This window comes from Dyella caseinilytica (assembly GCF_016865235.1).
In the GTDB taxonomy this organism is placed as follows: Bacteria; Pseudomonadota; Gammaproteobacteria; order Xanthomonadales; family Rhodanobacteraceae; genus Dyella_B; species Dyella_B caseinilytica.
The window spans coordinates 3,419,283-3,441,195 of the sequence record NZ_CP064030.1 but is presented as its reverse complement, the minus strand read 5'-3'; the positions used below and the strand labels follow the sequence as shown (position 1 = coordinate 3,441,195).

Annotated in this window: 19 protein-coding genes; 16 read left to right on the top strand and 3 right to left on the bottom strand. The window is 59.9% G+C overall.

Annotated features, from left to right (window positions below; translation table 11 throughout):
* Window positions 1–6 precede the first annotated feature (6 nt).
* From ISN74_RS15155 to ISN74_RS15095, 13 genes are all read left to right on the top strand, one after another.
* On the top strand, window positions 7–1,332 hold the full coding sequence (locus tag ISN74_RS15155) for an ABC transporter permease (protein ID WP_188800009.1): 1,326 nt from the start codon (window positions 7–9) through the stop codon (window positions 1,330–1,332).
* A gap of 10 nt (window positions 1,333–1,342) precedes the next feature.
* Window positions 1,343–2,596 carry an ABC transporter permease gene (locus ISN74_RS15150; protein WP_188800008.1) on the top strand — a complete coding sequence of 418 codons (1,254 nt, stop codon included), beginning with the start codon at window positions 1,343–1,345 and terminating at the stop codon, window positions 2,594–2,596.
* A gap of 38 nt (window positions 2,597–2,634) precedes the next feature.
* A complete protein-coding gene (locus ISN74_RS15145) occupies window positions 2,635–3,939 on the top strand; it encodes an ABC transporter permease (RefSeq protein WP_188800007.1) in 1,305 nt (434 codons plus the stop codon).
* Window positions 3,940–3,946: 7 nt separating this feature from the next.
* Window positions 3,947–5,167, top strand: coding sequence for an ABC transporter permease (locus ISN74_RS15140; RefSeq protein ID WP_188800006.1), 1,221 nt, complete (start codon window positions 3,947–3,949; stop codon window positions 5,165–5,167).
* Window positions 5,168–5,182: 15 nt separating this feature from the next.
* On the top strand, window positions 5,183–6,487 hold the full coding sequence (locus tag ISN74_RS15135; protein ID WP_188800005.1) for an ABC transporter permease: 1,305 nt from the start codon (window positions 5,183–5,185) through the stop codon (window positions 6,485–6,487).
* A gap of 1 nt (window position 6,488) precedes the next feature.
* Complete coding sequence (locus ISN74_RS15130; RefSeq protein WP_188800004.1) at window positions 6,489–7,724, top strand: ABC transporter permease; 1,236 nt, start codon at window positions 6,489–6,491, stop codon at window positions 7,722–7,724.
* 25 nt (window positions 7,725–7,749) lie between these two features.
* Window positions 7,750–9,054, top strand: coding sequence for an ABC transporter permease (locus ISN74_RS15125; RefSeq protein ID WP_308420772.1), 1,305 nt, complete (start codon window positions 7,750–7,752; stop codon window positions 9,052–9,054).
* 9 nt (window positions 9,055–9,063) lie between these two features.
* Window positions 9,064–10,272 carry an ABC transporter permease gene (locus ISN74_RS15120; protein WP_188800002.1) on the top strand — a complete coding sequence of 403 codons (1,209 nt, stop codon included), beginning with the start codon at window positions 9,064–9,066 and terminating at the stop codon, window positions 10,270–10,272.
* 455 nt (window positions 10,273–10,727) lie between these two features.
* Window positions 10,728–12,071, top strand: a complete 1,344-nt coding sequence (locus ISN74_RS15115) for a sigma-54-dependent transcriptional regulator (protein WP_188800001.1) — start codon at window positions 10,728–10,730, stop codon at window positions 12,069–12,071.
* 171 nt (window positions 12,072–12,242) lie between these two features.
* On the top strand, window positions 12,243–13,634 hold the full coding sequence (locus ISN74_RS15110; protein WP_188800000.1) for a sensor histidine kinase: 1,392 nt from the start codon (window positions 12,243–12,245) through the stop codon (window positions 13,632–13,634).
* A 56-nt stretch (window positions 13,635–13,690) separates the two neighbouring features.
* Entirely contained in the window at window positions 13,691–14,644 is a 954-nt protein-coding gene (locus tag ISN74_RS15105) for an SPFH domain-containing protein (protein WP_188799999.1), read from the top strand.
* A 224-nt stretch (window positions 14,645–14,868) separates the two neighbouring features.
* Window positions 14,869–15,315, top strand: a complete 447-nt coding sequence (locus tag ISN74_RS15100) for an NfeD family protein (protein WP_188799998.1) — start codon at window positions 14,869–14,871, stop codon at window positions 15,313–15,315.
* A 140-nt stretch (window positions 15,316–15,455) separates the two neighbouring features.
* Window positions 15,456–16,715, top strand: a complete 1,260-nt coding sequence (locus tag ISN74_RS15095; protein WP_188799997.1) for a threonine/serine exporter family protein — start codon at window positions 15,456–15,458, stop codon at window positions 16,713–16,715.
* A 74-nt stretch (window positions 16,716–16,789) separates the two neighbouring features.
* Here the strand turns inward: ISN74_RS15095 and ISN74_RS15090 are convergent, their stop codons facing one another.
* The 3 genes from ISN74_RS15090 to ISN74_RS15080 form a co-directional block, all read right to left on the bottom strand.
* Complete coding sequence (locus ISN74_RS15090) at window positions 16,790–17,122, bottom strand: H-NS histone family protein (RefSeq protein ID WP_188799996.1); 333 nt, start codon at window positions 17,120–17,122, stop codon at window positions 16,790–16,792.
* A 279-nt stretch (window positions 17,123–17,401) separates the two neighbouring features.
* On the bottom strand, window positions 17,402–19,099 hold the full coding sequence (locus ISN74_RS15085) for a proline--tRNA ligase (protein ID WP_188799995.1): 1,698 nt from the start codon (window positions 19,097–19,099) through the stop codon (window positions 17,402–17,404).
* Between the two features lie 112 nt (window positions 19,100–19,211).
* Window positions 19,212–19,637, bottom strand: a complete 426-nt coding sequence (locus ISN74_RS15080) for a DUF4124 domain-containing protein (protein ID WP_188799994.1) — start codon at window positions 19,635–19,637, stop codon at window positions 19,212–19,214.
* Between the two features lie 179 nt (window positions 19,638–19,816).
* Here ISN74_RS15080 and pssA point away from each other — a divergent pair, with 179 nt between their 5' ends.
* From pssA to rimI, 3 genes are read left to right on the top strand one after another with little or no spacing between them, the layout of a single operon-like run.
* On the top strand, window positions 19,817–20,593 hold the full coding sequence (gene pssA, locus ISN74_RS15075) for a CDP-diacylglycerol--serine O-phosphatidyltransferase (RefSeq protein WP_188799993.1): 777 nt from the start codon (window positions 19,817–19,819) through the stop codon (window positions 20,591–20,593).
* A complete protein-coding gene (locus ISN74_RS15070) occupies window positions 20,590–21,069 on the top strand; it encodes a DNA polymerase III subunit psi (RefSeq protein ID WP_188799992.1) in 480 nt (159 codons plus the stop codon). The genes pssA and ISN74_RS15070 overlap by 4 nt, the downstream gene beginning before the upstream one ends.
* Window positions 21,069–21,539: a ribosomal protein S18-alanine N-acetyltransferase gene (rimI, locus tag ISN74_RS15065; protein WP_188799991.1), complete on the top strand. Its 471-nt coding sequence runs from the start codon at window positions 21,069–21,071 to the stop codon at window positions 21,537–21,539. Before ISN74_RS15070 ends, rimI begins: the two co-directional genes overlap by 1 nt.
* Window positions 21,540–21,913: the final 374 nt, after the last annotated feature.

Genomic DNA, 21,913 nt, shown 5'->3' with positions numbered 1-21,913 from the left:
TGCTCCATGTTGAGCTATTACGTTGATCTGGCGTTACGAAGTCTAAAAAGAAGTCCCGGCCTTACGCTGCTGATGATTCTGGCCGTTGGCTTCGGCGTGGGTGCTTCCATGACCAGCTATTCGGTGTTTCGCGCGGTATCGGGTGATCCTATTCCGTGGAAATCATCGCGCCTGTTCGTGCCGCAAATTGATATCTGGGGCCCACAGGGTCATCTCGATGACACGAACAAGGGTGATCCGCCGGAAGCGATGGATTACACCGATGCCGTGGCTTTGATGCGTGATCACCGCGCAAAATTCCAGTCAGCGATGTATCAAATATCGCCGTCTGTCGTGCCCGCTGACCCGAGCATGCATCCGATCAATGTCGGCGGCCATGCGGTCTATAGCGAGTTTTTCCCGATGCTCGACGTGCCGTTCAAGTATGGCAGTGGCTGGGGTACAGACAGTGATGAGCAGCGCGCCGCTGTGGTAGTCATCAGCAGCAAGCTCAACCAGAAGCTGTTCGCTGGCGCAAACAGCGTCGGCAAAACCATCGATATCGATGGCAAGGACTATCGCGTCGTGGGTGTGCTTGATAACTGGAATCCCAAGCCGGTCTTCTATGACGTGGTGAACACCGGTGGTTTTACCACCGATCAGCAGGATGTATTTGTTCCTTTCCAGCGCGCTATCAGCGCGGGGATGCCGAACGATGGCAACACCAATTGTTCGGAAATTCCCAAGGGTTCGGGTTTTGTCGGCTTGCAGCAGTCGTCTTGCGTATGGATTGCCTATATGGCTGAGCTGGACGACAAGGCCGCCGCCGCAGCCTACAAAGATTACCTGGACGGCTATTTCCGCGACCAGAAGGCAGCGGGACGTTTCAGCTGGCCGTTGAACAACCGCTTGCGCGATCTGCCGGCGTGGCTGGAGTCCGAGCATGTCGTGCCGAGCGATACAAAGATCTCGCTGGTCGTGGCGCTGGGCTTGCTGGTGGTCTGCCTGGTGAATACGGCGGGTCTGCTGTTGGCGAAATTCCTGCGCCGTAGCTCTGAAATTGGCGTGCGACGCGCACTGGGAGCACCTCGCGCGGCCATCTATACGCAATTCCTGGTCGAGGCTGGAACCGTCGGGCTGACCGGCGGTGTGCTTGGCATTGTGCTGACCTGGGTGGGCGTGTGGGGCGTGAGTTGGGTGCTGCCCAAGGAAATTTCTTCGCTGGCCCACATCGACCTGAGCCTACTAGCCATCACGCTGCTGGTGGCAGTGATTGCCACCATGCTCGCCGGACTTTATCCCACCTTCCGTGCTTCACGCGTGCAACCCGCGTTGCAGCTGAAAACCAACTGAGGAGCGCATTATGACCTTGCATCCTATGATCGCAGCGCTTCGCAAACACAAAGCCGGTGTAGTGCTGATTGCCATGCAGATCGCGCTGACGCTGGCGATTGTCTGTAACGCCATCTTTATCATCTATGCGCGTGTCGATAATGTGCGTCGACAGACCGGCCTCGACGAAGACAATCTTTTCCTGGTGACCCAGCAATGGGTGGGCGCACCCAGTGGTGATGATCCGGCCAGCATCCAGAAACTGGATGCCATGCAGCGTGAAGACCTCAATACCCTGCGCTCGTTGCCGGATGTCGAGTCCGTATCGCCGACCAATTCGCTACCGCTGTTTCCTTCGAGCTGGAATGGCGCGATTTCACTCAAGCCGGGTGCCGAGTTGCGTGCAGGAAATGCACGCTCGAGCTATTACTTTGGCGATGAGGCATTGCTGAAGACACTTGGCTTGCATTTGATCGCCGGGCGTGATTTCACGGTGGCGGATGTGGTCAACAAGGGCATGCGCGATCCATCCGAACCGCATCTGGTCATAGTGACCAAGGCACTCGCCGACAAGTTGTTCCCGCAAGGCGACGCATTGGGCAAGGTGATTTACCTGGATGGCGGCAGTATGCCGACCACGATCATTGGTGAAGTGGAACGGATGCAGGTGCCGTCGACGGGAAGCTGGGCCAGCACTTTTGTGTGGAATTCGACGATCGAGCCCATTCGCCTGAACGGCAATTTCTCCCGCTACGCCATTCGCGCCAAGCCTGGCAGGCTGGATGCCGCCATGACTGCGGTGCGGGCCGCGCTCTACGCGAGCAATCCGATGCGCGTGCTCGATGACGACAGCATCAAGTCATTCAAGGACATTCGTGCAGAGGCATACCGTGCCGACATCGGCATGGCGGTGCTGATGGGCGTGGTCTGCCTGATCCTCCTGGCGGTCACGGCAGCCGGTATCGTCGGCTTGACCAGTTTCTGGGTGGGTCAGCGCCATCGTCAGATTGGTGTGCGCCGTGCACTGGGTGCAAGGAAGATCGACATCCTGCATTACTTCCAGCTTGAAAACCTGATGATTGCCGGCACCGGCGCGGTGATCGGCATCGTGCTGGCGATCGGACTCAACCGGGTGCTGATGCAGAACTTCGCGATGGATCGTATGCCGGTGATCTATGTGTTGTCCGGATTGGCCATCGTGATGGTGCTGGGGCAGTTGGCGGTATTCGTGCCAGCGCGGCGGGCGTCCAACGTACCGCCGGTGGTGGCGACCCGTGCCGCCTGAGTCGCCAGCTCGACAAACATAACCATCTGGGGACGGCGATGTTCGGTTACTACCTTGATCTTGCGGTGCGGAGCCTCAAACGCAACAAGATGCTGACGGCGTTGATGATCGTGACGCTGGCGCTCGGCATCGGCGCTTCGATCACGACGCTGGCAGTGCTGAGGCTGCTGTCGGGTGACCCGTTGCCGCAGAAGAGCAGCAGGCTGTTCTATCCGCAACTCGATCCCCGTCCGCTGGATGGTTATATGGCCGGGCAGACCAAGCCTGATCCGATGATGACTTATCAGGACGCGATGTACTTGTTGCATGCTCGCCGCGCCACGCGGCAAGCAGCCATGGCCGTTCTTCAATCCAAGATCATCCCCAGCCAACCGAACGAGCATCCCTATTTCGCCGATGGGATGATGACCACGGCAGATTTCTTTGCCATGTTCGATGCGCCTTTCCAGTACGGCAGCGGTTGGTCAGCCGATGACGATGACAGCCGTAGCGCGGTGGTGGTGATTTCCGATTTTCTCAACGACAAGTTGTTCGGCGGGAGCAATAGCGTCGGCAAGATGCTCAATATTGACGATCGCCAGTTTCGGATCATTGGGGTGTTGAAGCACTGGGCGCCCCAGCCGCGTTTTTACGCAGTGGCTCTGCGTGGGCATGATTACGGCGACGGTGAAGCGCTATTCATGCCGCTGCAAACCGCCCGCTCACTCGACAAGGGGCCGGGGGACGTCGAGTGCTTCCAGGACGTGACAGACCTCATACATCTGGAAACAGCCCCGTGCGAATGGCTGAGCGTGTGGGTGGAATTGAACGACAGCGCGGCCGTAACCAGCTACAAATCCTTCCTGGACGGCTACGTCAAGGAACAGATTTCGCTGGGGCGCTTTCATCGTCCGGAGACATCTCTGTTGAATTTGATGGGATGGCTGAGCGATCAGGAAGTCGTTCCCAGCGACGCACAACTGCAAACCTACTTGGCGTTTGGCTTTCTGCTGATCTGTATCGTCAACACCGTGGCTTTGCTGTTAGCCAAGTGTTTGCGCCGCGGCAGGGAGATCGGTGTGCGCCGCGCGCTTGGCGCTACGCGCGGTGCAATCTTCACGCAGTTCATGGTGGAAGCCGGGATCGTGGGGCTCACCGGCGGCGTATTGGGCTTGGCGCTGGCGGAACTGGGGTTGATGGGTGTTCGCCATCAGCCCGCTGAATACGCAAGCTTGGCGCGTCTGGATCTGCAGATGTTCCTCGTGACGTTTGCGGTGGCGTTGGTCGCCAGTCTTATTGCTGGACTGTTGCCTGCGTGGCGCGCGTGCGTGATAGCGCCTGCTCCTCAACTCAAGGCTGCCTGAGGTGATTATGGAAATTCGCCCGATTTTCGCCAGCCTGCGCAAGCACCGCATACCGACCTTGCTGATTGTGTTGCAGATCGCGTTGGCTTGTGCCGTGCTGTGCAACGCCGTATTCATGATCAGCAAGAGGGTGTCCGACATCCGCTTGCCGAATGCGATCGACGAGCAGGAGATCAGTGTCGTCGATATCCAGGGTACCGATCCTTTACAAGCAGCCAGCGAAACGTCGCGCAATCTGGCTGCCTTGCGCGGCATCGGGGGAGTGGAAGCGGTAAGCGTGGTCCATACGATGCCATTGAGCCAGCATAACTGGGGTTGGAGTTTTGGGTTAAGCATGGATTCGGTGCTCAGTGACGAGCACAACACCAATGTCACGCTTTATTTCGTCAATCAGGATTTCGAAAAAGTGTTGGGGACGCGCCTGCTGCAAGGGCGTTATTTCAACAGCAGCGAATATGCGGACAGCACTATTGGCGGCGGAGCGTTGCCCCATACGCATGTTGTGGTGATTACTGATACGTTGGCCCGGCAGCTTTGGCCAGACCAACCTGCGCTCGGCAAGACGCTTTATTCCAAACCGAATTACTACACGGTGGTCGGGGTGGTGGCCGACGTGTTGCGCCCGGATGTGTACACGTCGAATCGAGACAAATCGTATGACGACGTATTTCTCCCGCTGTCTCCGGATGAGGTGCTTCACGCATACATTTTGCGCAGCGCCCCGATGGACCGCGATCGCGTGATACGAGAGGCTGTAGCGAAGTTGCAGCAACTCAGTCCGCAAGCCGTCGTCGAGGGGGTGACCTACACAAGCATGCGCGAGAAGTACTTTGCGAACATGCGCAGCATGGTGTGGATCCTGGTGTTGGTCTGCGTGGTGATGCTCGCGGTGACCGCTTTCGGCATCGTCGGGCTGACCAGTTTCTGGGTGGGGCAGCGCCGTAGGCAGATAGGCATCCGTCGTGCGATTGGTGCCACACGTGGCGACATTCTCAACTATTTCCGCACCGAAAACTTTCTGCTCAGTTCGGCAGGCGTGCTGCTTGGCATGCTGTTGGCTTTCGGCATCAACCTCTATCTGATGAGGCACTACGAACTGGATCGCATGCCCTGGTACTACCTGCCAGGCGGAGCGTTGGCGCTGTGGGTCATCGGCCAGCTTGCGGTAATTGGGCCGGCCATGCGCGCCGCGTCGGTGCCTCCCGTTGTTGCGACACAGTCAAACTGAGCGCAAGGAGTCGTCATGTTGACCTACTACCTCGACTTAGCGTTCCGCAGTCTCAAGCGAAGTCGCATGCTTACGCTGTTGATGGTCTTGGCGATCGCGCTGGGTATCGGCGCGTGCATGACGACGTTGACGGTATTGCATGTGTTATCTGGTGATCCGTTGCCGGGACGCAGCGGATCGCTGTATTACCCTCAACTCGATCCGCGCGATATGGAAGGCTATGCGCCCGGTGTCGAGCCGGCGGATCAACTGTCCTGGACCGACGGTATGAATCTGCTGCGCGCCAGACGTGGGACGCTGCAAGCTCTGATGACCGGCGGCATGGTGCCGCTGCAGCCGGCGCAGACGAACATCGACCCGTTCCATGCCGACGCGCGCTACACGACCGCTGATTTCTTCCCGATGTTTGGTGTGCCGTTCCAATACGGCAGTGGCTGGGGCGCAGCCGAGGACGACAGCAGGGCGCGCGTGGTGGTCATTAGCTCTGAGCTGAATAACAAGCTGTTCGGCGGTCAGAACAGCGTGGGCAAGACGCTACGCCTGCAGGAAGCCGATTTCCGCATCATCGGCGTGCTCGGCAATTGGCGCCCCGATCCGCACTTCTACGATCTGTACATGGGTGCTTATGCCAGTTACGAAGAAGTCTATCTGCCACTGTCGACCTCGCGCGACCTGCATATGCAGCACGATGGATCACTCGACTGCTGGGGCGATGGCGGCGGCGATCGGGACAAGCTAGAGCAGTCCACATGCGTCTGGCTGCAGTTCTGGGTGCAGCTGGATAATCCCGCTGCTGTAGCGTCCTACAAGAGTTTTCTGCAGCACTACGCGGAAGATCAGCACGCCAGCGGACGCTTTGCGCGGCCGGCGGTTATCCGCCTGCGCAACGTGCAGCAGTGGTTGGATTTCAAACAGGTGGTGCCTAGCGATACGCGTCTGCAGGCATGGCTTGCACTGGGCTTCCTGGTGGTATGCCTGATCAATACCGTGGGTCTGATGCTGGCCAAGTTCATGCGCCGCGCTGGCGAACTCGGGGTGCGCCGTGCACTGGGTGCATCGCGACGCGCGCTGTTCGGCCAATTGCTGCTGGAATCGGGCGTGGTCGGATTTGTCGGCGGCGTGCTGGGATTGCTGCTGGCGTTTCTGGGCCTGTGGCTGGTGCGCCAGCAGCCGTCGGACTACGCCAAGCTCGCGCACATGGATTCAGTGATGTTGCTGGCGACTTTCGTCATTGCGATTGTGGCAACCATGCTGGCAGGGTTGTTGCCGGCTTGGCGTGCTTGCCATGTGGCTCCCGCCCTGCAATTGAAGGCGCAATAACATGGATATCCGGCCGATTCTTTTTGCCTTGCGGCGGCACAAGTTGACTTGCTGCCTGCTGGTGCTGCAAATCGCGTTCACCTGCGCCATCGTTTGCAACACGATCTTTTTGATCGGCCAGCGTCTGGAGCGCATCAATCTCCCCAGTGGGATCGCCGAGAACGAGCTGGTCTACATTCAGTTGGCCAATATCGGTGGCCGTCCGGATGGAAAAGCGCGCGCAGCAGAAGACATGGCTGCCTTGCGCCAGATTCCGGGTGTGACCGCGGTGGCGTTGCCCGGCGAGATGCCGTTCGACAATGGTTCGAACAATATGGATATCCGGATCAATCCTGAGCAGCACCTGGCTACGCTCAGTGCGTCGCAATACTTCGGTGAAGGCGTGGTGAAAACGTTCGGCGTGCAGCTGGTGGAAGGGCGCGATCTACGGCCGGAGGAATACGTGGATCTGTCTGATGTGTTCGTCATGCTGGCGAACAAGCAGTACGACAAGCTGCCGAATTCCACGCTGATCACGCGTGCCATGGCCGAGCGCATGTGGCCCGGAAAAGATCCGCTGGGCAAGCAGTTCTATGTTGGTGCAGGCATGCCATTTACCGTGGTGGGTGTGATGGCCAATCTGATCCGGCCGGGCAGCAATCAAATGAACGCTGGCGCCGGGTATTCCACCGTGTGGCCGGTGCGCCTGACTCTGGACCAGGGCGTCGGCTACATGATCCGCTGCGCGCCACAAGATCGCGACCAGGTGCTGAAGTCGGCAGTGGAAAAGCTCAAGACACTCGATCCCAATCGCATCGTGCTGGACAAGGGCACGATGGAACAGCATCGCCGTGATTTTTTTCGGAATGATCGTGCCATGGTCGGGATCCTGCTAGGCGTCTGCATCGCACTGCTGGTGGTGACTGCGCTGGGCATTGTCGGACTGGCCAGTTTCTGGGTGGCGCAGCGCAATCGCAGCATCGGTGTGCGCCGCGCGTTGGGCGCGACACGCGGCAACATCCTGCACTACTTCCAAACCGAAAATTTCCTGCTCACCACCATGGGGATCGCGTTGGGCATGGTGCTCGCCTACGGCATCAATCTGTTTTTGATCGTGCACTACGAGTTGCCGCGCATGCCAGCGATGTATTTTCCGGTAGGCGCATTGATCCTTTGGGGAATAGGGCAGGTTGCCGTGCTGGGTCCGGCGCTGCGCGCCGCTGCGGTACCGCCGGTAGTGGCGACCCGTTCGGTATGAAACAGTTTGCTCCAAGGAACGCTTGATGATGTTTGGTTACTACCTGGACCTTGCGCTGCGCAGCCTCAAGCGTAACAAGGTGTTGACGGTGCTGATGGTGCTGGCGCTAGCACTGGGCATTGGCGCCGCAATGACGACGTTGACGCTGCTCACGCTACTGTCCGGGGATCCGCTACCTGGAAAGAGCGGGCAACTGTATTACGTGCAGGTTGACCCGTATCCCAAGGACCACCCGTTCTCCCACAGCGATAAGCTGCCATGGTTGATGACGTACATTGACGCCATGAATCTCGTACGCGCGCATCGGGCTCAGCGTCAGGTCGCGATTTCGATGAGCACGATGAAGCTGACACCGACCACCACGCAGCAACGTCCCTTCTTTAGCAACGGTGTGATGACGACTGCGGAGTTCTTCAGCATGTTCGAGGCGCCATTCCAATATGGTGGGGGTTGGAGCGCAGCGGATGAGGAAGGTCGTGCAAAAGTTGTGGTGATTGCCGAATCTCTGAACAATCAACTATTCGCGGGGGCCGACAGCGTCGGGCGCACACTGCGCATCAACGATCAGGACTACCGCATCATCGGTGTACTCAAGCCTTGGGCGCCGCAGCCGCACTTCTATTCGCTTTATCTGGGTGGTCGTGATTATGGCGATGGCGATACGGTGTTCGTGCCATTGCAGTCAGCGCGCGCGGCAGGCATGGATCCGGTCAACAGCTTCTCCTATGAAGCCAGTGACCGGACGAAATTGGAGACATCAACATCGATCTGGCTGGGTGTGTGGGCGCAATTGCCTGATGCTGCGGCAGTGTCTTCCTACCGTTCATTCCTCACCGACTATGCCAAGGAGCAGGTGGCGCTCGGGCGCTTTCAGCAATCCCGCGTGGGTTTGTCCGGACTGATGCAGTGGCTCGACGATCAACGGGTGGTGCCTGACAACGTGCGTATGCAGAACGGCCTCGCCTTCAGCTTTTTGCTGATCTGCATCGTCAATACAGTGGGTCTTCTGCTCGCCAAATGCCTGCGCCGTTCGAACGAAATTGGCGTGCGGCGTGCCTTGGGTGCGTCGCGTCCGGCCATCTTTGCGCAGTTCATGGTGGAGGCAGGCCTGGTGGGTTTGGCAGGCGGCATGTTGGGTCTGCTGTTCGCCGAATTCGGTCTGTGGTGCATTCGCCGGCAGCCGGCGGAATACGCCAGCCTCGCGCATCTGGATGTATCGATGTTTGCGTCCACGTTCGCCATGGCGCTGGCCGCAAGCCTGGTTGCTGGCATCTTGCCGGCGTGGCGCGCGTGTGCCGTGACACCCGCGCCGCAACTGAAATCGGCCTGAGGAGGCGGTATGGAAATTCGACCCATTCTCGCCAGCCTGCACAAACATCGCATTCCAGCGCTATTGATCGTGTTGGAGATTGCCTTGGCATGCGCGGTGCTCTGCAATGCCGTTTTCGTGATCGCTCAATGTGTGACGGACAGCCGTTCGCTGAATGCGATTGACGAACAGGATATTTCCGTCATCCATATCGGCGGTCTGGACGCGCAGCACGGTGAAGATAGCGTGGTGCGTGATCTGGCAGCCCTGCGCGCGATCGCCGGTGTCAAGGCGGTGGCGGCGATCAATGCGCTGCCGCTGGGTCCGGATGCATCGTTTAATGGCTTTACCACGAAGCCCAACGACGAAAGCCAGGTCAATACCTCGCAATATCTCATCACCCGTGGAGCAGAAAAGGTGTTGGGTATGAAGCTGCTGCAAGGGCGCTTCTTCAGCGATGAGGAATATGCACGAGGCGGTTTGTTGCCGACCCATCAGCCTGACAGCCACGTTGTACTTATCAATGAAAGCGACGCAAAGCGCCTGTGGCCCGGGCAGAGTGCGTTGGGGCAGCAGATTTACAGCGATGGCACACCCTGGACCGTTATCGGCGTGGTTGCGAATGTGTTGGCCCAGGATCCCGGTTTCAGCGGAGTGTCGGGAAAATATTCCAGCGCGTTCTTTCCGCTGAAGCCCAGTGCCGATCTGAGTCATTACATTCTGCGCAGTGCGCCGGAAGATCGTGATCGCGTTTTACGGGATGCTATGCAAATGCTCGGCAAGCTGGAACCCGGTGCCGTGCTGGAACCCAAAACCTACGTCGATATACGTACGGATTATTTCGCCAGCAGTCGGACCATGGCCTGGATGTTGGCCATGGTTTGCGTGGTCATGTTAGCGGTCACTGCGCTGGGCATTGTGGGCCTGACCAGTTTTTGGGTGGGACAACGCCGGCGCCAGATCGGCATCCGTCGCGCCGTCGGTGCTTCCTGCGCCAATATCCTGCATTACTTCCAGACGGAGAATTTTCTGCTCAGCACGGCAGGTGTAGTGCTCGGCATTGTCTTTGCCATTGCGATCAACATCTATCTGATGCGGTATTTCGAGTTGGCCCGCATGCCTTGGTATTACCTCGGTGGCGGGGCGGTGGCGCTTTGGCTGCTGGGTCAGTTGTCAGTGTTGTGGCCCGCGTTGCGTGCAGCAGCGGTGCCACCGGTAGTGGCGACACGATCGATATAGGCGACATGTCGTCGGGAAGCAGAGTGTGCGGATGTTTGGCTAGTACCTAGATCTGGCGCTGCACCGCGATCGTATATTGCGTGAAGCTGTCGCCAAACGTCATCAGCTTTATCCAGCGGCAAGAATAAAAGGGCAGCGCTACACCGCACCGGGAATTTTCTGCTGACTACGGCGGGCGTGGCAGTTGGTATGGGACTGGCTTTCGGGGTCAACCTGTTCCTGATGAAGCACTATCAGATGCGGCTGATGCCGTGGTATTACCAGCTGCTAAGTACATGTGTTGTGGGGGCTTGGGCAGATTGCCGTGCTGGGGCCGGCCTTGCGCGCAGCGGCGGTGCCACCGGTGTTGGCGACGCGGTCGGTCTGGTGGGAACAACTTTTCATATACGTAGGCCGATCGGCATGGCAACCTTTTGGGCGGGAGCGGCATCTATGCCGACATGTGCAGAAAACGAATGCGTACCGTACTGATCATTGACGACAACCCGGCCGTGGGCGAAGCCCTGTCGCTGCTGCTTTCGCTGCACGATATCCGGCCCCTGGTCGCGCTTACGCCGGACGAAGGCCTGGAGACACTGGGGCGCGATCCGGTGGATGTGGTGATCCAGGACATGAATTTCACCGCCGATACCACCTCGGGCGAGGAGGGCGTGGACCTGTTCCGCGCCATCCGCGAGCGCCACGCGGACTTACCGGTGATCCTGCTGACCGCCTGGACCCATCTGGAAACCGCCGTAGAGCTGGTCAAGGCCGGCGCTGCCGACTATCTGGCCAAGCCTTGGGACGATGCCAAGCTGCTGGCTACGGTGGAAAACCTGCTCGAGCTGTCCGAGTCCACGCGCGAGGTGAACCGTACACGGCAGGAGCGCCGCAAGCGCCGCGACGCGCTGCAGCGCAAGTACGATCTGGATGGGCTGGTATTCGCTTCCGAGCCGATGGCACGTACGCTGGACCTGGCTTGCCAGGTCGCGCGTTCGGATGTGCCGGTGCTGATTACCGGGCCCAATGGCGCGGGCAAGGAGCGCATCGCCGCGATCGTGCATGCCAATTCCTCGGTGAAGAGTGGTGCGTTCGTGGCGGTCAATTGTGGCGCCTTGCCGGGCGAGCTGATCGAAGCGGAGCTGTTCGGCGCCGAAGCAGGTGCCTATACCGGTGCCAATAAGGCGCGTGAAGGGCGTTTTGAGTTGGCTGACGGTGGCACGCTGTTCCTGGATGAGATCGGCAATTTGCCGCTGCCCGGCCAGATGAAACTGCTGCGCGTGCTGGAAACGGGGCAGTTCGAGCGCCTGGGCTCGGGGCGTACACGCAAGGTGAAGGTGCGTGTGCTGAGCGCCACCAATGCCGACCTGAAGGCCATGATCCGCGCCGGCACGTTCCGCGAGGATTTGTATTACCGCCTCAACGTGATCGAAGTGAATCTGCCTCCGCTGTCCGAGCGCATCGATGACATCCTGCCGCTGGCCGAGCATTTCCTTGCAGGGCGTGCAGAGCTCAATGATGTGGCGCGTGACGCGCTGCTGTCCTATCCCTGGCCGGGCAACGTGCGTGAACTGAAGAATGCGATCGAACGCGCGGCCTTGCTGGCCGGCAACGGTCCGATCACGCCTGAACAGCTCAACCTGCCACAACAAGCCGGCATGGCGGCTGTGCGCAATCTGGATGAGCCTAGCCGCGAAGTGGTGGAATCGGCGCTGCAGAAGGCCGATGGCGTGGTGAGCCGCGCAGCGCAATCCCTGGGATTGTCACGGCAGGCGTTGTATCGGCGCATGGAGCGGTATGGCTTGATTGCGCAGGTATGAGTCGCGAGGCGGCATGTTGTTGAACGGCTTCCTCTCCCCAAGGGGAGAGGGAGGCCATGTGCTGCGTGAACTTCCGGCAGTAGTACATCCAGTCTGTTGCGTGTAAAACGCGGCATATTCCATGGGGAGATCGATGATGCTGCACCGCGATGGCCACAATGGGGCGCCTTCATGCGTTTGAGGTCGCTGGAAGGGCGTCTGGCGGTCTTGTTGGCCGTGGCCTCACTCAGCGGTGCGCTGATTTACGTCGGCGTCACCCACTGGCCGTTGCCGCAGTTGCTGATCTGGCTGCATAACAATCTGGCGCAGAGCAATCTTACGCAGAGTGTTCCATCGCCCAATCGCACCGATGCCGTGGTGATCTGCGCGGTTATCCTGATACCGCTGTCCTGGTGGTTCGCGCATATCGTCATGGCGCCGGTCAAGCGCCTGCTGCGTGCGCTTGAAGGTGCGGTAGCCAGTTATCGTGATGGTGATTTCAGCATTTCGATCGCGCTTCATCGCCGCGATGAGCTGGGTGATCTGGTCCGCGTCCACAACGAGCTTGGTCAGACGTTGCGCGAACAACGCCAGAACCTCGCGCAACGCGAATTGCTGCTCGACACGGTGGTGCAGAACACGCCGGTCGCGCTGGTGTTGACGGATGCGAACGGGCGCGTGGCCTACGCCAATATCGCCGCCAGACATTTGTTCAACGAAGGCCGCAGCCTCACCGGCCTTCATTTTGCCAGCCTGATTGCCGATGCGCCCGACGCTTTGCGCAAGGCGACCGAGGGCACTGAAGACGCGCTTTTCAGCGTAGAAATGGATGGCAGCGAAGAAACCTTCCACCTTTCGCAACGCGCTTTCCGCCTGCAGGGGCGACCCCATCGCCTGCAACTGTTCCGGCGCATGACGCGTGAGCTTTCGCGTCAGGAAGTCGCGGCGTGGAAGCGCGTGATTCGTGTGGTGAGCCATGAATTGAATAACTCGCTCGCGCCGATTTCCTCGTTGGCGCACTCCGGTGCAGAACTCGCACGCCGCGGCGATATACAGCGCTTGCCCGGTGTCTTTGCCACCATCGGCGAGCGCGCCAAGCATCTGCATGGCTTTATCGACGGCTATGCGCGGTTTGCCAAACTGCCAGCGCCGCGTCTTGCTGCGGTGGAGTGGAAACCGTTTATTGATGGCCTTGCATTGCATTGCCAGTTCCATCTGCAGAGTGAGATACCTGCGCAAGCGGGTTGGTTCGATCTGGCGCAGATCGAGCAGGTGGTCATCAATCTGGTGAAAAACGCACACGAAGCGGGTGGTCCGCCTGAAGGCGTGACCTTGGCGCTTAACCAAGTCGGGCACGAGCTGCGCATCGAAGTGGCGGACCGCGGCCCGGGCATGAGCGAGACCGTACTGGCGCAGGCCCTGTTGCCGTTCTATTCCACCAAGCGCTCCGGCACTGGCCTTGGGTTGGCGCTGGCTCGCGAGATCAGCGAGGCGCATGGCGGGCGCATTGCGCTGGCCAACCGCGAGGACGGTGGTCTTCGCGTCACGCTGATACTGCCGCAGCCGGCGACCCTTCCGTCATAGCCTGGTACCAGGACTAGCCTATACTCGCCCGATCAAACGGAAGCGAGGTTACGGGTATGGGACAGATTTTTGGCTTGATTGTTATCGTCGTCGTGGTGATCGTGCTGGCCAAGCTGGTGCGCATCGTGCCGCAAGGTTACGAATGGACGGTTGAGCGTTTCGGCAAATACACCCGTACTCTGACGCCGGGTCTGCATTTCCTCATTCCCTTCATCTACAGCATCGGCCGCAAGATGAACATGATGGAGCAGGTGCTGGATGTGCCCAGCCAAGACGTGATCACCAAGGACAACGCCGTCGTACGTGTCGATGGCGTGGTGTTCTACCAGGTGCTGGATGCGGCCAAGGCCGCGTACGAAGTCGCCAATCTGGAGCAGGCGGCATTGGCGCTGGTGATGACCAATATCCGCACCGTGCTGGGCTCGATGGACCTGGATGAATCCCTGAGTCAACGCGACGCGATCAACGCCAAACTGCTGAAGGTGGTCGATGAGGCCACGCATCCGTGGGGCGTGAAGGTCAATCGCATCGAGATCAAGGACATTGCGCCGCCGCGCGACCTGATCGATTCGATGGCGCGGCAGATGAAGGCCGAGCGCGAGAAGCGAGCGAATATTCTCGAAGCCGAAGGTTTCCGTCAGGCTGCGATCCTGAAGGCCGAAGGCGAGAAACAGTCGGTCATTCTGGCGGCTGAGGGTGAGAAGGAGGCGGCATTCCGTGCTGCCGAGGCGCGCGAGCGTTCCGCCGAGGCCGAAGCCAAAGCGACGTCGATGGTCTCCGAGGCGATTGCCAACGGTAACGTCAATGCACTCAACTACTTCATCGCCAACAAGTATGTGGAGGCGCTGAAAGAAATGGCTAACTCGCCCAATCAGAAGATGCTGATGCTGCCGATGGAAGCGACCGGGATTCTCGGTTCGCTGGCCGGCATCGCAGAACTGGCGAAGGAATCGTTGGGGCAGCAGCAGGAAAAGCTCGCTGCGCGCCGTGGACCGCCGTCGATAGGCTGAATGCAGTCAGATCCGCCTCGACGGAGGCAGGGTCTGGCGTAATGTTTAAACCCGTCGTCCCGGCGAAGGCCGGGACCCAGTGACGTTAGGATTGCAGCGTAAAGACGCCGGGCCGCGGCCTTCGCCGGGGCGACGGGGACGATAGGAGTCGTGTCATCAACGGTGCGCGATAGAACCCGTCAACCTGCCAGTGCGTTTTGCCTCTGAGCCATTCGGAGTTCTTCATGTTTGCAAGCATTGCCGTGCATTACTTGTGGTGGATCGTAGCGCTGGTATTGATCGCCATTGAGGTGATCATGCCTGGCTATTTCATGTTGTGGATCGGCATCGGCGCTGCGGTGACCGGCTTGCTGGTGTTGTTGATGCCGGGGCTGTCGTTGCTGGCTCAAGCCATAGCCTTCGCCTTGTTGGCGTTCGTATCGTGTGCGGTCTACTGGTACGCCGTGCGTCCGAGGCTGCAACACGATGAGCCGGGCAATGAGCGGCTCAACCGCCGTGGTGAGCAATTGATCGGCAAACGCTATGTATTGATCGAAGCCATCGTCAACGGCCGTGGCACGGCGAAAGTGGGCGACGGGCAATGGCTGGTGAGCGGACCTGACCTGCCAGCCGGTAGCACCGTGGAAGTGATCGCGGTGGAAGGGACACGCTTGAAGGTGAAGCAGGTTTAAGGCGCTGCGGACGCGGGAGCATGAAGCCAGCGACATTCTTCATGTCCCGGCTCCCCCGTTCCCGTGTATAAAAGTCGCCATGTCCGACACCGCGATGCGACGCCCTTACTGCCCACCATGACCAGCCGCCAATCGAACACATGAGCGTCCAGTTCGCCACGACGGCGGTCAACACACGCATTGCCTTCCTGGTAGAGCTGGCTACCCGCCTGCACAAGTACGGTGCGGCATCTCCGCGTCTGGAGATGGCCATTTCCGGATCCGCGCAGCGTATCGGCTTGAGCGCGGAGGTATGGTCGAGCCCGACAGCCATCATCATTTCCTTTGCCGATCTGGCGCACGGCGATGAAGGTCTGGCGCAGGCCACGCAAGTGATACGGCTGCTACCTGGCGATGTGAATCTCGACAAGCTATGCCGTGCCGACGAAATCGCCGATCGGGTGATCGCTGGCGAGCTGGATCTGCGCGAAGGCTTCCGTCTGCTGCGAGCGCTGGAATTGCCGGATACGCGGAGGCAGCAGGTTGCTGTCATCGCCAGCTATGGCCTCTCTGCGGCGGCTATCGCCGCGTTGTTCCTGCACAGTTCCTGGGTAGATTTGCTGGTCGCTGCGCTGAACGGGCTCATCATCGGCACGATCACCATTCTCTCTGCCACGCGTCCGCGTTTGGCCGTGGCGAGCGATGCGATCTGCGCGATGGTGGCCACCCTGGTGACCATCGTGTTCAGTGCTTTCGTGGTGCCACTGGCGATCAAGTCGGTGATCCTGGCCGGCCTGATCGTGTTGGTGCCGGGCATGTCACTGACGACGGCGGTGCGCGAAATTTCAAGCCAGCATCTGGTCTCCGGCATGGCGCGCATGGGCGGGGCGATGTCGACGCTGCTCAAGCTCACCTTCGGTACCGTGGCGGCCACCCAGGTCTGCGCTTTGTTTGGTGTCGAAGCACGCGACTTCACTTTGCCTGCGCTGCCGGAGTGGGTGGATTACCCGGCTCTGCTCGTGGCAGCGGTGGCCTTCGCCTTGTTGTTCCGCGCGGCCTGGCGCGATTGGCCGGCTGTGATCATCGCCGTGATCGCCGGCTATTTCGCCACACGTCTTGGCGGTGAGATTTCGCCGCATTTGTCCGGCGCGCCGTTTGGTGTGTTCCTGGGCGGATTCCTGCTGAGCGCCATGGCAAACGGCTATGCGCGCTATTGGGGGCGTCCTGGTGCGGTGATACGCGAGCCAGGCATCCTGCTACTGGTGCCCGGTAGCGTGGGATTCCGCAGCGTTTCTTATCTGCTGGAACGTAATGCAACGCTGGGCTTCGATACGGGGCTGCTGCTGGTGACCATTCTGATTTCGCTGGTTGCGGGCTTGATGTTCGGCGAATTGCTGATTGCACCGCGAAGATCGCTTTAACGAGAATAGGTGAACAAAAAACGCCGGCGATTCGCCGGCGTTTTTGATCGTCTTGCAGCCGTTGCTGAAACGGATCAGATAGCGAGATCCTTTTCTTTCTTGCCAGCTTTCAGTGCATCGTTGAACCAGCGCGGACGCTTGCCGCGGCCGGACCAGGTTTGTTCCGGATCAGCGGGATTGCGATACTTGGGAGCCACCGTACCGGTGCCGCGACGCTTGACGCCGGCACCCCGCACGCCACCACCGAAAATATCTTCGAAGGCATAGCCTTCGGCCTTGATCAGGGCCAGTACTTTTTCACGCAGTTTGCCGACTTTTTCCTTGTGCAATTCGCTCTGGCGGGCCTGAGCCTTGCTGATGAGATCGGTAAGCTGAGTGTGATTGAGATTCTTTAAATCAACGGCCATAAGACGCTCCCGGTAAATTAAATAGAGAAAGTGTTGAAGCACCCTGGGCTATTGGATTATGAGAAAAATGCCCGGGTGGATTTTTGATTTTCCCGCATAGATCGCGGAATTGCAAAGCGAGACAAGTGGTCTAACCCACTGATTTATGAGTATAGTCCTATGGATCTATGGCAGTCCTGTTAATGGCGAGTCCATCACGTTCCGCATTGCCATACCAATATATAGCGTGCATTAAAAAGGCCGCATGCAGCGGCCTTTTTTGTTACGAATGAAACAAATTCAGCCGAGTATTTCAAATAGCTCATCGCGCGTAATGGCGCTGCTGTCAGCCGCATCACGGGCGCGATATTCCAACGTGCCGGCAGCCAGCCCCCGCTCGCTCACCACGACACGATGGGGAATGCCGATCAGTTCCATATCGGCAAACATGGCGCCGGGGCGCAGGCCGCGATCATCCCATAGTGTTTCAATGCCGCGGGCGTTCAGTTCGTTATAGAGCGATTCGGCGGCAGCATTCACGTCCGGTGCGTTCTTGGGATTGATCACGCACACAGCGACGCGCCAGGGCGCCATCGCTTCGGGCCACATGATGCCGGCCTCGTCGTGGCGCTGCTCGATGGCAGCAGCGACGATACGGCTTACACCGATGCCATAGCAGCCCATCAACATCACTTGCGGCTTACCCTGGTCGTCCACCACGGTGGCGTTGAGTGCTTCGGCGTATTTGTTGCCAAGCTGGAATACGTGGCCGACTTCGATGCCACGCGCGAGATGCAGCGTACCGTTGCCGTCTGGCGAGGCATCGCCCTCGACCACCTTGCGGATGTCCTCGACGCGGGTGACGCGCGCATCGCGTTCCCAATTGGCGCCGGTGTAGTGGGTGTCGTTAGCATTGCCGCCGCAGACAAAGTCGGCGAGCACCGCGGCGCTGCGATCGACGATGACCGGGATCGAATCAGGCAGGCCGACCGGGCCGATATAGCCGGGACGTGAGCCCACGGCGGCGAGGATTTCCTCCTCGCTGGCCAGCACGGATTCGTCCGGAAGCTCAGCCAATTTGGAGGCCTTCACTTCGTTGATGTCGTGGTCGCCGCGCAAGCACAGCGCCACCAGGCCTTCCTTGCCGCGTACCAGCACCGTCTTGAGCACGCGGTCTGCGCTGATGCCGAAGTGCTTGGTCACGTCTTCCACGGTCCGCACACGCGGCGTGTCGACGCGCTGCAGGCTGGCGGACGGGGCGGGGCGCGTGGCGGTAGGTGCAAGGGCTTCGGCTTTTTCGATATTGGCGGCGTATTCGGAACCGTCGGAGAAGGCGATGGCGTCTTCGCCTGAATCGGCCAGCACCTGGAATTCATGGCTGGCGTTGCCGCCGATCGCGCCGGTATCCGCTTGCACAGCGCGGAACTTCAGGCCCAGGCGGGTGAAGATGCGCGAGTAAGCCTGGTACATCACCTCGTAGGTTTCGGCTAGCGATTCCTGGGTGAGATGAAACGAATAGGCGTCCTTCATCAGGAATTCGCGCGCGCGCATCACGCCAAAGCGCGGACGGATTTCGTCGCGGAACTTGGTCTGGATCTGGTAGAAATTCACCGGCAGCTGCTTGTAGCTCCTGAGCTCATTGCGTGCGAAGTCGGTGACGACTTCTTCATGCGTGGGGCCGTAGCAGAATTCTTGCTCCTTGCGATCCTTGATCTTCAGCAACTGGCCGCCGAATTTTTCCCAGCGGCCGGTTTCTTCCCACAGCTCGCGCGGCTGCACGGACGGCATCAGCATCTCGATGGCGCCGGCGCGGTTCATTTCCTCGCGCACGATGCGCTCCACCTTGCGCAGCACACGCAGGCCCAACGGCGACCAGGTGTAAAGACCGGAGGCAAGTTTGCGGATCATGCCTGCGCGAATCATCAGCCGGTGGCTGGCGATTTCGGCATCGGCGGGGACTTCCTTGACGGTGGCCAAGTGGAATTGGCTGAGGCGCATGTGCGGCGAATCCGGCGTTAAAACCGCGATTATAGCCGCCCTCGCGCGTTTTCCGCGGCTATCCACGGACGCTCCCTGCGCCCCGGAGGGAATGGTGCCAATCTTCCGCTTGTCAGCTGCTGCAGTACTGCTGGTACTGAGATTGACTGGCGTCGAGCTGCTGCTTGCGCTGGTCGGCGTTGAGCAACTGTTGCTGACCGTTCGCCCCCTGCATGACCACTGGGCCGCCGCCTTGCAGCGTGCCGATGTTGGTCTTCAGCGAGGAACAGAGCTTGTTGCGGTTTTCAGGAGTGTCAGGGAGCGGCGGGGTGGACTGGCTGTCGCTGTCCTGGGTTGAGGACGGGGCGGCGGCGGAGCTGCTGGACGATGCCGGCGTGGACGCATCGCTGCTCACCGAGACCTGATTGTACTTGGTGCCCACCGGCGGCGGCGTTTCCGAGTAATGGGTGGTGCCTTGCGCGTCGGTCCACTTGTAGACCTGGGCGGAGACCAGCGGCGCGACCAACAAGAGCGCGAGGGCAATGGACGGGCGACGCATGGGCAGGCTCCGGAACGGTGGGCGTGAGATGATGCGCTAGTTAACAACCGGCGCAGCCTGGACTCAAGCACCTGATGGGGCCAACCATCGATAACGTGCTTTCTTGCACGTTCCGCAAGCAGGCGGGGCGTTTCCCGGTCCCCCTGCTACAATTGACGTATCCCGTCACGGATGGATTCATGAGCGATAGCACGCCAGTCCGGGCGCCGCGGCATCCCGGTATTTATCTTCTGCCGAACCTCTTTACCACCGGCGCGATGTTTGCCGGGTTCTACGCCATCGTCGTCAGCATCGGCGGGCGCTTTACCGATGCGGCCATTGCCGTTTTCGTGGCGGCGCTGCTGGATGGCATGGACGGCCGCGTGGCGCGCCTGACCAACACTCAGAGCGAGTTCGGGGTGCAGTACGACTCGCTGTCCGACCTGGTGAGCTTCGGCCTGGCACCATCGCTGGTGATGTACAACTGGTCGCTGTCGAGCCTGAAGGAGTACGGGCCGCTGGGGGGCAAGATCGGCTGGGCCGCGGCCTTTATCTACGCCGTGTGCGCCGCCTTACGCCTGGCCCGCTTCAATACCCAGGTGGCGGTGATCGACAAGCGCTACTTCCAGGGGCTGGCCAGCCCGGCAGCGGCGGCGGTCTGCATGTCGTTCGTGTGGAGCATGGACAACTTCGGCATTTCCGGTGATGAGCTGGATATGTTTACCCCCTTTTTGGCGGTGATTGTCGGCCTGTTGATGGTCAGCCGGTTCCGCTACTACAGCTTCAAATCGCTGCCGATGGGCGACAAGGTGCCGTTCTTGTGGATTTTGGTCGGCGTACTGATCCTGGTGCCGTTCTTTGTCGATCCGCCGCGTGTCTTGCTGGTGGTCTTCACGCTTTACCTGCTGTCCGGGCCGGTGGTGACACTGTGGGGATTGGCCACGCGCCGTAAGCGCTCCCGCCGAGGGGCCGTATGAGCGCATTGGTTGCCAGCCCGGCGCATCGGAACCGCGTATTGCGTGCGTTGGGGGTAGTGCCCTGGCACCTTCGGGCGGCAGCGGTAACGCAGGAGCAGGCGGTGATGGCGCCGATTGCCGACATTCCGGCCAACGCCGATGTGGTGGTCGTGCTGCCGCCGGGCTGCTCTGTACGTGAGCTGGATCTGCTTGGGCGTGCACTCTGCGCCTTCGGCCCGCATCTGGCACGGGCGGCTCGCGTCGAGGCGGCCGACAGTGACACCATGAAAGTGCCACACGCCAAGGCCTACCTGGTATTTGGGCAGGCGCAAGCACATACCCTGGGCCGGGGGTTGCCGGCAGATGTCATGCGCGATGCACATATCGTGCTGGCGGATACGCCGGCCGATGTACTGGGGCAGGCCACTGCCAAACGCAGACTATGGCAGGCACTCCGCAGCATGCGCCGTGCACTCGCAACGGTGGCGCCTACCTGATGGTCGCCGTCGCGCGCCCCGCGCTTGAGATGCGCGCCATGCGCCGCGAAGACCTGCCGCGCGTCAGCGAGCTGGAAAACACGTCCTACGATTTTCCCTGGAGCATGGGCATCTTTGGCGATTGCCTGAAAGCCGGACATCCGTCATGGGTGCTGTGCCTGGATGGACATGTCATCGGCTACGGCATTCTTTCGGTGGGCGCAGGGGAAGCGCATATCCTCAACGTATGCATTGCGCCGGAGCAGCGTGGGCAGGGCTTCGGACGTCATCTGATGAAGCGCCTGGTGGATATCGCACGCTGGAATGGCGCCGAACGCGTGTTCCTTGAGGTGCGTCCCTCCAATCCGAATGCGCAGCAGCTTTATGTATCGATGGGTTTCCACGAGATCGGGCGGCGTCCGCGTTATTACCCCGCGCACGGTGGTCGCGAAGATGCGATCGTGATGGTGCTGGAGTTTCCGCCTGCGTAGGTTGTACATGGCTTCAACCTACTCAATGAATTTGACCTAGGCTGGTCTCACGCTCGGTCTCCGATAGGTGGCATGGATTGCGTCGGGTGATAACCGCAACATGGCCATGTGTGCCTGCCGCGATGTAGGCGTTCCTTCGGGTCAAGTCTGAAGAACCTCAGCGTGCCGTAGATCGCAGCAATGCACCTATGGCTCAAACTGATAGATATGTGGCCTCTTGAGGCGATAGATGCGATCTCGCCGAAACACCATCATTCACAGCATCCCCTTGATGTAAGACCGATCGATCGGATGAGCTAAGCGCTTGTTCAACGCTGCGTGGCTCGTGTTGCGATCTGAGCGGTGGTCAGGGGGCTCTGAGTGAAGGGTTTTGG